Here is a 13,406-nt window from a genome sequence, read left to right on the forward strand (position 1 = left end):
CGCTGGCGTGAGCCCTTTCTATTCGTCAGGTTTTGGGGACTGGAGCGCGAGCGCCACCCGGCTGTTATTAGCGGATGCCGCCGTTTCATCCCATAGACCCGTCACCCGGGTAGCCAGCTCGGTTTCGAGACCGTCCAGCGACCCCACGACGAAAATCACCGCCGCGGCGGTGTCCCCGGCCTTCGCAAACCCCTGCCCGACCGCGCGTACCCACGTTTCGGCCGCAGACTTCACGGCCGCATAATTCGCGCCGCCCGCTAGAGGCCGGTCTACCGACACGCTTGAGACAATCGCGAGGCGCCCGGCCGCAGAGGCCAGAAGGCCGGCGTTGAACGCCCGGGTGGTGTTTCGCAGCGTGGTGACGACGTGCGCGTGCAGAAAAGCCCAGTCCTCGTCGGTCTGGCCGGCCAGACCGCCGCCGCCGCGCCAGCCGCCCACCAGGTGAATCAGCCCGTCAATCGGGCCGTGCGATAAAGAAACCCGCGCCGCCAATGCGGTCACCGCATCGAAGTCAGCGAGATCGCACTCGTAGAGCACAGCCTCCGGTGCCACGGCCAGTACGGACTGAAGGCGAGCGAGATTGGAGCCGACAGCCAAGACGTGCGCGCCGGCATCCGCTAGCGAAGAGGCGACGGCCAGACCGGCCGTGCTGGTCGCGCCGGCGATCAGCACGGTGCGACCGGCGACGGCCGGACTGGCACGCATCAGTCGACCGCGTTTCCGGTGATACCGGCCGTGGACTCGATGACATTGCGCATCTTCTTCTCGAGCGCTTCGAAGAACATCGACAGCGGAAATTCGTCGTCGAGAACCTGGTCGGTGTAGCCCTTCGGCGCTCCGGCGAGCACCTCGAGCGGTAGGCCGCGGGCCCACGTCGATGCCGGATTCGGCGTGAGGGTCTTCGAGATCATCTCGTGGGCCGCGAGCCAGTGCGCCTTCTTCGGCCGGTCGATCGACGCCCAGTACAGCTCGTCGATCTGCGCGCCGAGTGCGATGACGACCTCGGGCACCGCCTCCCAGTCGAACGTGAGCCGGGTGTCGGTCCAGTGCAACACACCGTGCTGGTGCATCCAGGCGAACAACAGCTGACCGCCGAGGCCGTCATAATTGCGCACCCGGTTTCCGGTGATCGCGAACCGAAAGATGCGGTCGAAGATTACCGCGTACTGCACCAGTTTCGCGTGCCGCCGCGCCTCCGGGCTCGCCAGCTCAGTGCGCTCGATCGTGACCGATTCGCGAAACGCGGTCAGGTCGCACCGCAGTTCCTCGAGGGAATACAGAAAGAAAGGCATGCGCTGCTTGATCATGAAGGGGTCGAACGGCAGGTCGCCGCGCATGTGAGTGCGGTCGTGGATGAGATCCCACATCACAAAGGTCTCTTCGGTGAGGTGCTGGTCGTCGAGCAGCAGGGCCGCGTCGGCGGGCAACTCAAGTCGGGTGATCTCGGCGGCGGCACGCACAACCCGGCGAAAACGGGCGGCTTCGCGGTCGGCGAAGATCGCCCCCCAGGTGAACGTGGGAATTTCGCGCATCGCCACGGTCTCGGGAAACAACACGGCCGAGTTGGTGTCGTAGCCCGGAGTGAAATCGAGAAAACGAATCGGCACGAACAGCTTGTTCGCATAGCCGGCCTCGAGCTCGCCGACGAACTCGGGCCAGATGACCTCGATCAGCACGGCTTCGATGAGGCGGTTGGCGCTGCCGTTCTGCGTGTACATCGGGAACACCACGAGGTGGCGCAGCCCGTTCACCCGCTGCTGCTGCGGCTGGAAGGCCATGAGGGAGTCATAGAAGTCCGGTTCGCCGAATCCGTCTGCCACCCAGCGGTCGAAGTCCGTGATCAGGGCCGTCAGATATGCAGCATCGTGCGCGAAGTGCGGCGCGAGGTCTGCGATGGACTCGGTGATGCGCAAAACGGATGCCGCGGCATCCGTGTGCCGTTCGGCGTCGGCTATGGACCCGTTCTGAGACTGCACACCCTGCAGCGCGGTTGCCGCGGCCTTGAGGCTGAGCCAGGACCGGTGCTGGGCAAGGGGCGTTCCGCCGTCTTCGAGAACCTCGGGCTCTCCGACCAAAGCGTTAGCTACGTGTGTTTTTTCAACAGATATCGACATGGGAACCTCCGATTCGAGTGAATGCCGCGGTCGCGGCGGGCGTACCTCTTCAGAATATCGGGCGTCGAGCGGCGTTTTCTTGCGACTTCTCGCAAGGAATCGTTGCTATCGGGGCGTAATGGCGCGCGAATTCACCGTGGCGTGTCGATCGGTGAGCTGAGGAGACGGCAGTAGTCGATTGCGACCAGTAATCAGCACAACGGGTCAGTTCCCGAGCGTGCACACGAACACCACCCCGGCGGGCAAGGTTTTCACAAGGCCGCCACGGCATTCTTCGTTATGAACTCATTTCAAAGCACCGCTCTGGAGTTATTATGACCACACGTCGGGAAATACTGCAGTTGGGCGCAGTGGGCGCCGTCGGTGCGATGGGTGCTCTCGGCATGGCGAGGATGTCGGACCCGGTCCCCACCCCCAGCCTGCTGGCGCCCGCGAACATGCCGGTCCCGTACCGGGGCGTATTCCGTCGCCCGCCCGAGCTGGTGCCGTACGCCACGGGCTTCGATGATGGCGACCCGGCTCGGCCATTCGCCAAATTCGCCCTCACCCAGAGGCTGGCGCAAGCCCAGCTCCTCCCGGGACTCTCCACCACGCTGGCGGGCTACAACGGTGTCTTTCCCGGCCCGACCATTCGGGTGCGGCAGGGCACCCGATCCGAGATACGCATCCGCAACGCTTTGCCGGCAGCAGGGCTCCTGCACCCGGCGGCGTTCAACACCGTCACCCACCTGCACGGCTCGGCGTCGTTGCCCCAGTACGACGGGTACGCCAACGACTTCACGGCTCCGGGCAAAGTCAAGAACTACCAGTACCCCAACTGGCAGTCGGCGCGCACACTCTGGTACCACGACCACAACCACCTGGTCACGAGCCAGAACGTGTACTCAGGGCTCGCCGGTTTCTACCCGATGTCGGACCAGTACGAGCAGGCGCAACTGCCGCAGGGCGAGTTTGACGTGCCGCTGATGATCTCGGACGCAATGTTCAATGCCGACGGCTCTCTGGGATTCAACGACAACGGCCACGCGGGTCTGTGGGGTGACGTGATCATGGTCAACGGGGTGCCGTGGCCGACGATGAAGGTCAAGCCGCGCATCTACCGTTTTCGAGTGCTCGTGGCCTCGATCACACGCTCCTATCGACCCACCCTGTCTACCGGTGACCCGTTCTACGTCGTCGGCACCGACGGCGGCATGACGCCCAGGGTGGAGGCGGTGCAGTCCTGGCGGCAGGGCACGGCGGAGCGTTACGAGATCCTGATCGACTTTCGCAAGTACAGGGTCGGACAAATGATCGAGATGCGCAACCTGAGCAACAAGAACAACGTCAGCTACGCCAACACGAACAAGATCATGCGGTTCCAGGTGGTGGCCGACTCAGGCTCCACGGCCGGGTCGATCTCCGCCATCCCGGCGACCCTCGACGACGGCGGCTCGGCAAACCCCGAGCGCGGCGGCCTCGACGTGATGAAGCTGACCCCGGACATGGCGGTGGCGAAGCGGATACTTCGGGTGCAGCGCCAGGGCGGAGAATGGACCATCAACGGGGAAACCTGGGAGGACGTGGCGGCCTCCGGGTTCTCCCGGTGCTTCGGCAGTCCTCAGCCGTACTCCATTGAACAGTGGACCATCACGAACGAATCCGGAGGTTGGTTCCACCCGGTGCACATACACCTGATCGACGCCAAGATCATCGCCCGAAACACCAACGGCGGTAAGCCGTTCCCCTGGGAGGGTGGGCCGAAAGACGTTTTCTACGCGGGAGAGAACGAGTCCATCACCATGCTGATGCAGTTCAACACCGGCGCCCACATCGGCGGGCGGTACATGGTGCACTGCCACAACCTGGTGCACGAAGATCACGACATGATGATCCAGTTCTCGGTAGGCGACTGGCGCAACAACGACCCAATCAGCTCCGACTATCCGGTCGTGGACACCACACCGATGGGCTCGTATCCGCCGGCGTACCAACCCGGGTTTGCGCCGGGAACCTGAAATGAACAACGTCACCAAGTTGGTCACGGCGGTGCTCATCGCGTTCGCACTGAGCGGATGCACCGCCGTGGTTGCGCCCCTCACAGTCACTCCCGCTTCGGCCGGACTGATCGGCTCCGCTGAGGCGGGTACCGATGCGGGCAACGACCGACCTACTGTGACCTACGACGGGCTGATGGTTCGACGTCGGGTGGTGATCGCAATCCACTCGACTCCCGGCGCCGATCTCGCCGCGCTCCGCACGGTGCTGGACGATGAGGCGAACCAGAGCCAGATAAGCCTGTCCGACATCTCTCCCGACGTGCTCGACCCCGCCTCGCTCGACCACCTCGTGCCGGAGCTGATCGTGGCCCTGCCGATGGGGGGCACCGTTGCCGAAGCCGGGGAACTGGTCAACCGAGCGTACTTTCAGGACCCAGCGGTTTCCGGGGTGGACCACTACCACGTCGCCGAGGTCCTGGTACACGATCTCCGGTTCGCGGTGCGGGCGACCAGCCCTGCCGCACTGGAGGAGTCCATCGCTCGGGAAGGCATCCTGTCGGACGCGCTCGGCAACTACGCCACCATCCTCCGCACCGGTGAGCTCGACGTGACCTACACCGGTCCGCTACTCAGCGATGATCTTATAAAGTCGGTTCAAAACGGCATCGCGCGCGCGGCGCACACCAAGCTGACAGCAGTCACCGTTTCCCCCCGCTCGACCGCCGGGGTCGGTGTGGACATGGCAAAGGAGCCGGCGCCTGCGCCCGCAGCCACCGAAGCTGCTTCGGACCATGACCATGACCACGACGCCGCGCCCGGCACCAGCGACTCGGACGACGATGGCGACACGGGCGACACGGGCGACACGGGCGACACGGACGACACGGACGACACGGGCGACACGGGCGGCACGGGCGACGATGGCGACACGGGCGACACGGGCGACGATAGCGACAGCTCGGACCGCGGGACCGATTCCAAGCCCGATGCTGATGAGAACGGCGGCTCTGGCAACGGAAGCAACCACAATTAGTGCCGGGGATGGTGTCGGCTCGGGCTGCCAGATGGTCCTGAAAACGCTGATCGACTGTTCGCGGAAGACTTGTAGAAGGGGAAGGTGAACGTCGGCTGCGCGGCGTTGGGCCTAGCCAGCGTGACGGCCGGATCGCGCGAAGGTCTGCGCGCCGACGCACGCTGAACTGTCCGAAGGTTTGCGGCGCCCTACTCGCCGATTAGGCGCAGTCCGTTGTACCAACAGACGGCACGTAACCAGTCGTCGTCGAGCCGCGGCTCCCGGTCACGCAGCCGTTCGAGCGACTCCAGCTGGTGCGCGTACGGGTAGGGAATGTTGGGAAAGTCGCTGCCGAGCACGACGCGGTCTGGCAGGTCGGCCAGCCGTGACAGTAGGGCGGGGGCGAACGGCGCGAGCTGTTCGAAAAAGTCGGTGAACACCATCGTCGTATCGAGGTGTACCCACGGGTACCGTTCGGCCAGGTCGAGAAACTCGCTGTATTCCGGGGCACCGAGATGGGCGACGACCGCAGACAGCTGCGGATGCCGCGCCAGCACACCCGCAAGCTTGTCCGGTCCGGTGATCCCCGGCCGGGAAACCGGCCCGCTGCCGACGTGGATCACGACCGGGATCGCGGCGTCGGAGAGCAGCCCCCAGACCGGGTCGAGCAGGGGTTCGCGCAGGTCGAACGCCCCGATCTGCGCGTGGATCTTGAATACCCGCGCGCCACGATCAAGGGCGGACTGCACCTGTCCGAGCACGCCCTCCTCCGGATAGAACGTGGCGCTCGGCACGCAATCGGCGTGTTCAGCCGCCAGGTCGAGCGAGAAATCGGTCAGGGAGGCCGCCATTCCGGGGCGATGCGCGTAGGACAGCGCGGTGAAGCGCCGCACGCCGAGCCGGCGAATCGTCGCGAGCCGTGAGTCCTGGTCGTCGCGGTACTGGATCGGCCACTCGTGACCGATCAGCGGCTCGATGTCGTCGAAGTGGGCCCAAACGCGCCGCAGCATCCGCTCGGGCAGAAAATGGGTGTGCAGGTCGACCAGGCCAGGCAGGCCAAGCGTGCGCCACCAGGCCGGCACTTCATTGTCGAGCATCATTGTCCCCAGTGTGTCAGACCGCCTCTTGACAGATGGATGCCCCGAGCTGATTTTCTCCCGCGAGAAGAGGCAACGAAATGGACACGCTCCGGGTGAGCATCGAGACCCTGAGCTTTGACGACCTGGGCGACGGTCGCATCCGCATGATCGGCTGCACGATGTTGAGCGCCTTGATGTTGTTTCCTCCCTGTTGAGTCGGGCCGTCAAAAAACGGATGCTGCACGCCAGTCGGGACCGTGCCGCCGGCGCGCGTCACCCGATACTCTTGAGCCATCGGGGTAAGTGCCGCGAGCAGACGAGACAACGGACGGCGGTGCCAGTGGACGCACTCGACTTCGCCGGCATCATCAGTGAGATCCTCTCGTTCGTCGGCCTTATCATCGGACTCATCCTTTATTTCGTCGGCCTTTCCGTGCGCGGCATCGGCGGTCGCTGGACGCGCACGACCGCCGTGATCGCATCGTCAGGAACGGCCGAGTCGGGGCCGACCACGGTCATCCGCTGGTTTGACAGCGACGGCGATGTGCACGAGTGTCCCGCTGAAACGCACGAGACGCACCACCTCGTGGCGGGCGATGACGTGCGGGTGTGGTTTCGCAATCGCTATCCCGAGCGGTGCCGCACGCACGACCCCGACCTGGACGGTAAAGGGCTGCGCCTGACCGGCCTGGTTCTGCTCGGCATTGGCGTAGTCGCCGCCGTCGCCGGCATCGCACTGATGTTCCTCTAGCCGACCGTCGACCCAGAAACGGATGCCGCGCGCGTCCGCGCCCATCCGCTCGCCACCGCGGTCACCGCGATGGTCACGAGCGCGCCGAGCAGCAGGGCCGCCGCTTCACCGGGGGCCAGAACGTGCAACTGGGTGCCGATCGTCGCGGCCGCGACCGGAATTCCGAGCTGGGCGGCCGACAGCAGGCCGTGCGACAGCGGGAGGCCCAGCACGCGGGTGGTCGCGTGGGTGAGCAGGGTAGCCAGGCCGAGTGCGAGGCCGAGCGCGATCATCTGCGGGTGTTCGGCGAGGTCGCGCAGTGCGAGCGAGGCGCCCAGCCAAACGAAGAAGAGCGGCCCGAAGAATCCGTCGGCGAGAGCGAACAGCTGGCGGGCGAGGCGGCGCGGTTCGCCGACCGCGGCGACGGCGAGGCCGAACGCAAACCCGGCGAGCATGACCGAGACGTGGCTGAACACGGCCACCGCTGACAGAGCGAACAGAATGGCCAGCTGGATGCGCAGCTCGAGCGCGAATTTGCGATTGGCCGAGAGCTTGTGCAGCCGCAGGCGCGAGCCGTTGCGTTCGAGCCAGGCCAGCACGACGTAGAGAGCCACGGACAGAGTCGCTATCAGGGCGGCTCCGAGGGCGGCGCGAGGCGCATTCGGCGGGTCGATGGCGAGCGGCAACGCCACGATCGCAGCGATATCGGCGATCGCAACCTGCGCGGTGAGCTCGAGCATCGATCGCCCGCGCAGCCCGAGCGAGTGGATGAGGGGCAACACGAGCGCGGCCGAGGAGGAGGCGAGCAACACGATATACAAGGGTGCGTGCTGGGTGCCGAAGATCATCGCGATGGCCACGCCGAGGACGCTAGCCGAAACGGTCACGAGGATCGCCCGCACCAGGCCAGCCGAGAGCGCTGCACGAATCGCGCCGGAGCGCACGGGCACGTGCGTGCCGGCGACGAACATGATCAAGGCGAATCCGACGTCCGCTAGGAGGGTCAAGGTGGGGTCGGCGGCGTCGATGAGGCCGAAACCGGTGCGGCCGACGATCACGCCGGCGGCGAGTTGGCCGATCACGACGGGAATGTTCCAGCGGCGCGGCGTTGCCAGTAGTGGCCCGAGCAGCGCGATCACGGAGATGATCGCGAGGGTCTGAAAGTCCATGCGCACCTCCCCAGTCCTTCAGCTGAATCGAGCGTAGTCCCGTGGTATCCGTGCCGGGCGACCCCCGCAGGCGGCATGATGGGTGTATGAGTCAAACCGTCGCCGGAGCCCGCGTGCTGATTACCGGAGCCGCCATGGGAATGGGCCGCTTGTACGCCGAACGCTGCGTGACCGAGGGGGCGAAAACCGTCATCCTGTGGGACCGCGACGGTGCCGCGCTCGCCGCGACCACCGCCATTCTCACCGAACGTTCCCGGGGGCGCACGCAGGTTGTCCCCTACGTCGTCGATATCGCCGACCTGGGCGCCATCGCGCAGACCGCGCAGCGGGTGCGCACCGAGATCGGCGACCCCGACGTGGTCATCAACAACGCCGGAATCGTTCGCGGCAAGTACTTCTGGGAACACGACAACGGTGCCGACACCCGCCCGACCATGCAGATCAACGCCCTCGCCCCCATGTACATTGCCCGCGAGTTTCTGCCGGCCATGATTGCGAGCGGATACCGCGAGTCTCGAATCGTGAACATCGCGTCGGCCGCTGGAACCCTCAGCAATCCGCGCATGAGCGTCTATGTCGCCTCGAAAGCAGCCCTGATCGGCTGGAGCGATTCGCTGCGGCTCGAACTCGTGCAGCAGGGCCATGGCCACGTCAAGGTGACCACGGTCTGCCCGAGCTATATCGACACCGGCATGTTCGAGGGCGCGCGCGGGCCGCTGCTTACCCCGCTGATGACCCCGGAGTATGTGGTCGACCGGGTCTGGCGGGCGATGCTCTGTGGCAAACCCCAGCTGCTCCTGCCGTGGACGGTCAGTCTGTCGAAGGTGCTGCGCGGCGTGCTGCCGTTGGCCGCCTGGGACGCCGTCGCCGGTCGCGTCTTCGGCGTGTACCGCTCGATGGATCGGTGGGTCGGCCGCGGTTAGCAATCGTTGATTGGGGTGACGGGTCACCCTGTGACGGTGACAAATCCAGGGTAGGCCAGCGAGCTTGTCGTCGTCGCCGTGATTCTCGCGACCATCTGGTACGTCATGTGCTCACGACCTCAACACCGGCACCCCCCACCTTGTTCGTAACCTCGGATGGTGTGAGTATCTAAGGGTGTTGGCCTGCCGGGTCCGGCATGATACTTGCCCCCAGTCGTGGATGATCCGGGGGTGTTGTCACCGGACTCGATTGGTGTCGGGTGATCGCTGATAGGAGCTCGACTAGACCCAAAGCCGAGGTCGTTCGTAACGTGGATGCCGAGAGTTGACGCCGTGGACCAGGCCGCCGGACAATGAGTGGACGGGAGCAGTCATGATCGAAAACTATGACAGCGTCGACGGGGTTCGTCGGTGTCGACGTCGGGAAAGGCGAACACCACGCCGTCGCCTTGAACAGGGCAGGGAAAGTCGCTTTCGATAAGGCATTGCCGAACGATGAAGGCAAGATGCGGGCGGTGCTGCAGAAGCTCAGTCCGGCACGGTGCTCGTTATCGTCGACCAACCGGCCACGATCGGTGCCCTGCCGATCGCCGTCGCTCAAGCCGAAGGAGTCCTCGTCGGCTACCTGCCTGGCCTGGCGATGCGGCGCATCGCCGACCTCCACACGGGTGAGGCGAAGACCGATGCCCGCGACGCCGCGATCATCGCCCAAGCCGCCCGAACGCTGCCGCATGCGTTCCGGTCGATCCACCTGGCTGATGAATCGGTCGCGGAGCTGTCCATGCTGTGTGGTTTTGACGATGACATCGTGGGTCAGATGACGGCGACCAGCAACCGAATTCGCGGGCTGCTGATCCAGATTCACCCAGCGTTGAAGCGGGTCGTGGGCCCGCACCTGGCCCACCCAGCGATGCTAGATCTGCTCCAGCATTACCCGTCACCCGCGGCCATGAAAACTGTCGACGCTCGTTGAAAAGTGGTCCGTGGGTGCTCTTTGAAAAGTAGGCCACTGTTGTGTGTTTATTCTGTGGTGTTTTCTGGTCTGGCGAAAGGCAGGGTGGTGATGCCGCTGTCTTTGAGTCGGTAGCTGGCGCTTTTGAGGCAGATGACGTCGGCGTGGTGAACGATGCGGTCGATCATGGCTGCTGCGACGGCTTGGTCGCCGAAGGCGTCGCCTCATCGGGCGAAGGGTAAGTTGCCGGTCAGGATCAGCGAGGCGTGTTCGTAACGAGATGACACGAGTTGGAAGAACAGGTTCGCGGCGTCTTGTTCGAATGGGATGTAGCCGACTTCGTTCACGATGAGGAGTGAGCTGCTGCGGATATCTCGGACAGTGGGCCCTCTTAAAATGAGGGTTCACTGAGAGTAGAGATCGGCATGACCGCAGCACGTAGGCGTTTCACCCAAGAGTTCAAAGACGAGTTGTGCGGCGCCTGATCAGCGGGAAGAATAAGCGCGCCCGGGCCGTCGTTGCGCAGGCCGCCGCATCCGCTGTTTTCGACAAACCGTCGCCACTGTAGCAGCGCTCCGACGGCAGCACCGAGAAAGCCTACGTAGACGCGGGTGAGGGTGTCCTGGCTCTGAAAGATGCCCGCCGCGAACAGCCCGAAGCCCGGAGCCGCGACGGCGAAGCCGGCAACGCTCCCCACCCGCAGGTTCGACCGGGCGTGCCAGCTGAGGAACAACGCTGTGCAGCCGAGCAGGGCGATGCCCCAGTACAGTGCGCCATCGCCGGCTGCGAGCCCGAACAGGTTGTTCTGCCGCACGCCCCAGACGTCGAGCAGCACGAGCACGACGGCGAAGCTGCCGATGCCCTCTGCGGTGGAGGTGAGTCGTGAGCGACGCATGCGAGCGGCGACCACGAGGGCCGCCACGGTCAAAAGCGCGACGACATTGGAGCGGAAACGAGGCCGGCGACGATCCAGGCGACGGTGAGAAAAAAGATTGCGGCAACAGAAACCAACAGCACACCGATGGACAGCAGCACGACCTGAACACTGGAACGCTGGGGCCGGCCGGGCACGGCCGTCGCAAGGTCGGCTACCGGCAGTTGGGGCGGCGGTGGCTGTGGCGGCGAGAGAGCGCGCGCAACCCTGGTGCTGGCCGCCGGGTCGAAGACCGGCGGCCCGACGGGGAGCGCGGTGCGCGGTCCGGCGGAAACGGTCGCTCTCGGCTGTACGGGCGTGCTGATCGGGCCGGTTTCAGTCTCGTAGCGGATGTGACCGATCAGCTCGGCGCGCTTCTCCAGGGCTGCCGCGGCATCCGCTGAGCTGTCCAGCAACGCGGTTGCAGTGGCATGCCGCAGGTCGAGTCGGCACGCGGAACAGATCGGGGACTTCAGCGGAGTGTGACAGGCCGGGCAGAGCGTCGTATCGGTGAGGTCGGCGATGTGGCGCGGCCAGATGATTCGGCCCACATGCCGAAGGTAGAACTCCCCGGAATGGACTGGCTCGTGCGCTGACATCGATCTCCCCGCGGTCGGTCACTCTTGCCACAGGCTACCGGGCGACGAAGATCCGGGGCCGACAACGCGACGACCTGTGGAGAACTTATGCAAGGGGAGGAGGGACGCGGTCAGAGGCTGTTGGTCGCGAGCCAGCTCACCAGCACGCGCTGAAATTCCAGCGGATGCTCCACGCTCGGCAGGTGAGCAGTGTCGCGGAAGGTGCATCCGCTCGCCTGCGGCAGCATCTCCAACAGGAACTCATAGTGGGCCAGCGCGCTCGTGACGTCGAGCTCACCGACGGTGATGAGCGCCGGAATCTCGATGTCACTGACCCGGTCGAGTGCGGGCGGTTCGAGCGGCAATGAACTGGGAGTTTCCGTGGCATGGATGACGTTGCGCAGGTTGAGCTCCTGCGCGAGGGCCAGAAAAGCCGGGTCGATGTCGGCCGCTTTGCGGGTCGGCCCGACCGCCCACAGGGTGACCTCCAGCCGGGCCAGCCGCGGCCACTGGCGGGCCGTGAAGGCCGCATCCAGTTTATCGAACAGGGCGTCTTCTTTTTCGGTGAGCTCCACGACGGGAAACCCACTCGGCCCGGATCCGATCGTGACCAGGCCGGCGACCCGTTCGGGGCTTTCCACAGCCAGATCGATCGCAATCGTGCCGCCGCGAGAGCACCCGATGAGGGTAGCGCGGGCGATGCCGAGATGATCGAGCAGCGCCGTGGCATCCGCTCGGTTGGAGAATTCGACATTCTCGGTCGTCGTCTGGCCGAAACCGCGCGTGTCGAAGCGAATGACGTAGTGGTGCGCCGCGAGGGCGGCGACCTGCGGATCCCACATGCGCAGGGTCGCGATGCCAGCGTGCAGCAGCAGCAGGGCTGGCCCGTCGGGGTCGCCCTCAGTCTCGTAGTAGAGGGAAGCGCCAGGAACGTCGAGTCGGGGCATGCGTTGAGCGTAGCAACGTGACGGGCCGGCTCGAAAGAGTCGCTCGAGCCACCGGCCAAGCAAAGCCCTAGGCTCGACAGAATGAATGGTGTGCTAATCGGGTTTTCGATTATCGGATTTGTGATTCTGATCGGGTACTTCGTCGAACGGTTCGGCATTGCCGGAAAAGGCGCCGGCCGGGTGCTCAACCGTATGGCTTTCTTCATCGCGACTCCCGCGCTGCTGTTCACCGTGCTTTCCCACGCCGACGTCTCGGTGCTGTTCTCCGAGTTTCTGGTCGCGATCGTCTGCACGATCGCGGCCGGCGTACTTGTCTACATCACTGCTGCCCGACTGTTTTTTCGCACGCCCCTGGCCGAGACGGTGCTCGGAGCGTCGAGCGCGACCTATGTGAATGCCAATAACATCGGGTTGCCGGTAGCGATCTACGTGCTCGGCAGCGCCCAATATGTGGCACCCGTATTGCTGCTGCAGCTGGTGATCCTGGCACCGACCATCCTGGCCATCCTCGACGTCGCTACCCGCGGTCGGGCATCGTTCGTGTCGATTCTGACCCAGCCGTTTCGCAACCCGATGATTCTCGCGTCGCTTGCCGGCGTGCTCGTGGCGACGTTCGGCATCGCCCTGCCGGATCCGGTGCTCGCACCGTTCGAACTGATCGGAGGTGCGGCGATTCCGATGGTGCTGCTGTCATTTGGCATGTCGTTGCACGGGCAGCGCCTGCTCAAGGCTGGAACGGGGCGTAAACAGGTCGTGGCCGCCACCACGATTAAGGTCGTGTTGATGCCGATCATCGCGTACCTGTTCGCGCATTTCGTGTTCGACCTCGACGGTGTCGAGCTGTTTGCCGTGGTCGCCGTGTCGGCGTTACCGACCGCGCAGAACATCTTCAACTTTGCGTCGCGCTATGACCGAGCGGTGGTCGTCACCCGAGATACCGTTTTGCTCACCACGGTCATGTCGATGCCTGCACTGCTCGTCATCGCCGCGGTGCTCGCCTGAAAGATCAC

The 13,406-nt window shown here is 64.9% G+C and carries 13 protein-coding genes and 2 pseudogenes; 6 read left to right on the forward strand and 9 right to left on the reverse strand.

Features of this window, described 5'->3' with window-relative positions:
* Nucleotides 1-18 precede the first annotated feature (18 nt).
* Together E3T47_RS12845 and E3T47_RS12850 are read right to left on the reverse strand one after the other, a co-directional pair.
* Nucleotides 19-705: an SDR family NAD(P)-dependent oxidoreductase gene (locus E3T47_RS12845; protein ID WP_134556429.1), complete on the reverse strand. Its 687-nt coding sequence runs from the start codon at nt 703-705 to the stop codon at nt 19-21.
* Nucleotides 705-2,114 (reverse strand): DUF6421 family protein, encoded by a 1,410-nt coding sequence (locus tag E3T47_RS12850; RefSeq protein ID WP_134556430.1) that lies wholly within the window; start codon nt 2,112-2,114, stop codon nt 705-707. The genes E3T47_RS12845 and E3T47_RS12850 overlap by 1 nt, the downstream gene beginning before the upstream one ends.
* 314 nt (nt 2,115-2,428) lie before the next feature.
* On the opposite strand from E3T47_RS12850, the gene E3T47_RS12855 reads away from it, so the two are divergent.
* Both E3T47_RS12855 and E3T47_RS12860 read left to right on the forward strand, forming a co-directional pair.
* Nucleotides 2,429-4,111, forward strand: a complete 1,683-nt coding sequence (locus E3T47_RS12855) for a multicopper oxidase family protein (RefSeq protein WP_134556431.1) — start codon at nt 2,429-2,431, stop codon at nt 4,109-4,111.
* Nucleotide 4,112: 1 nt separating this feature from the next.
* Nucleotides 4,113-5,126 carry a hypothetical protein gene (locus E3T47_RS12860; RefSeq protein ID WP_134556432.1) on the forward strand — a complete coding sequence of 338 codons (1,014 nt, stop codon included), beginning with the start codon at nt 4,113-4,115 and terminating at the stop codon, nt 5,124-5,126.
* 188 nt (nt 5,127-5,314) lie between these two features.
* Here the strand turns inward: E3T47_RS12860 and E3T47_RS12865 are convergent, their stop codons facing one another.
* Entirely contained in the window at nt 5,315-6,205 is an 891-nt protein-coding gene (locus tag E3T47_RS12865; protein ID WP_241982256.1) for an amidohydrolase family protein, read from the reverse strand.
* A gap of 13 nt (nt 6,206-6,218) precedes the next feature.
* Nucleotides 6,219-6,461 (reverse strand): hypothetical protein, encoded by a 243-nt coding sequence (locus tag E3T47_RS12870; protein WP_206751337.1) that lies wholly within the window; start codon nt 6,459-6,461, stop codon nt 6,219-6,221.
* A gap of 63 nt (nt 6,462-6,524) precedes the next feature.
* Between E3T47_RS12870 and E3T47_RS12875 the strand changes: the two genes are divergently transcribed.
* Nucleotides 6,525-6,935, forward strand: a complete 411-nt coding sequence (locus E3T47_RS12875) for a DUF3592 domain-containing protein (RefSeq protein WP_134556434.1) — start codon at nt 6,525-6,527, stop codon at nt 6,933-6,935.
* On the opposite strand, the gene E3T47_RS12880 is transcribed toward E3T47_RS12875, so the two are convergent.
* Complete coding sequence (locus E3T47_RS12880; protein ID WP_134556435.1) at nt 6,932-8,083, reverse strand: cation:proton antiporter; 1,152 nt, start codon at nt 8,081-8,083, stop codon at nt 6,932-6,934. The genes E3T47_RS12875 and E3T47_RS12880 overlap by 4 nt on opposite strands.
* Nucleotides 8,084-8,169: 86 nt before the next feature.
* On the opposite strand from E3T47_RS12880, the gene E3T47_RS12885 reads away from it, so the two are divergent.
* Both E3T47_RS12885 and E3T47_RS12890 read left to right on the forward strand, forming a co-directional pair.
* Nucleotides 8,170-9,006 (forward strand): SDR family NAD(P)-dependent oxidoreductase, encoded by an 837-nt coding sequence (locus tag E3T47_RS12885; protein ID WP_134556436.1) that lies wholly within the window; start codon nt 8,170-8,172, stop codon nt 9,004-9,006.
* 373 nt (nt 9,007-9,379) lie between these two features.
* Nucleotides 9,380-9,967 (forward strand): annotated as a pseudogene (locus tag E3T47_RS12890) (IS110 family transposase); the annotation flags it as partial.
* Nucleotides 9,968-10,026: 59 nt separating this feature from the next.
* On the opposite strand, the pseudogene E3T47_RS12895 reads toward E3T47_RS12890, so the two are convergent.
* The 4 genes and pseudogenes from E3T47_RS12895 to E3T47_RS12910 form a co-directional block, all read right to left on the reverse strand.
* Nucleotides 10,027-10,329 (reverse strand): annotated as a pseudogene (locus tag E3T47_RS12895) (ATP-binding protein); the annotation flags it as partial.
* Nucleotides 10,330-10,349: 20 nt separating this feature from the next.
* Nucleotides 10,350-10,880, reverse strand: coding sequence for a hypothetical protein (locus E3T47_RS16590; protein ID WP_134556437.1), 531 nt, complete (start codon nt 10,878-10,880; stop codon nt 10,350-10,352).
* 2 nt (nt 10,881-10,882) lie between these two features.
* Nucleotides 10,883-11,422, reverse strand: a complete 540-nt coding sequence (locus E3T47_RS12905; protein WP_134556438.1) for an RING finger protein — start codon at nt 11,420-11,422, stop codon at nt 10,883-10,885.
* A gap of 158 nt (nt 11,423-11,580) precedes the next feature.
* Entirely contained in the window at nt 11,581-12,396 is an 816-nt protein-coding gene (locus tag E3T47_RS12910; protein WP_134556439.1) for an alpha/beta fold hydrolase, read from the reverse strand.
* 81 nt (nt 12,397-12,477) lie between these two features.
* On the opposite strand from E3T47_RS12910, the gene E3T47_RS12915 reads away from it, so the two are divergent.
* Nucleotides 12,478-13,398 carry an AEC family transporter gene (locus E3T47_RS12915; RefSeq protein ID WP_134556440.1) on the forward strand — a complete coding sequence of 307 codons (921 nt, stop codon included), beginning with the start codon at nt 12,478-12,480 and terminating at the stop codon, nt 13,396-13,398.
* The last annotated feature ends 8 nt before the right edge of the window (nt 13,399-13,406 follow it).

It is taken from the genome of Cryobacterium ruanii, assembly GCF_004404055.1.
Classification (GTDB): Bacteria; Actinomycetota; Actinomycetes; order Actinomycetales; family Microbacteriaceae; genus Cryobacterium; species Cryobacterium ruanii.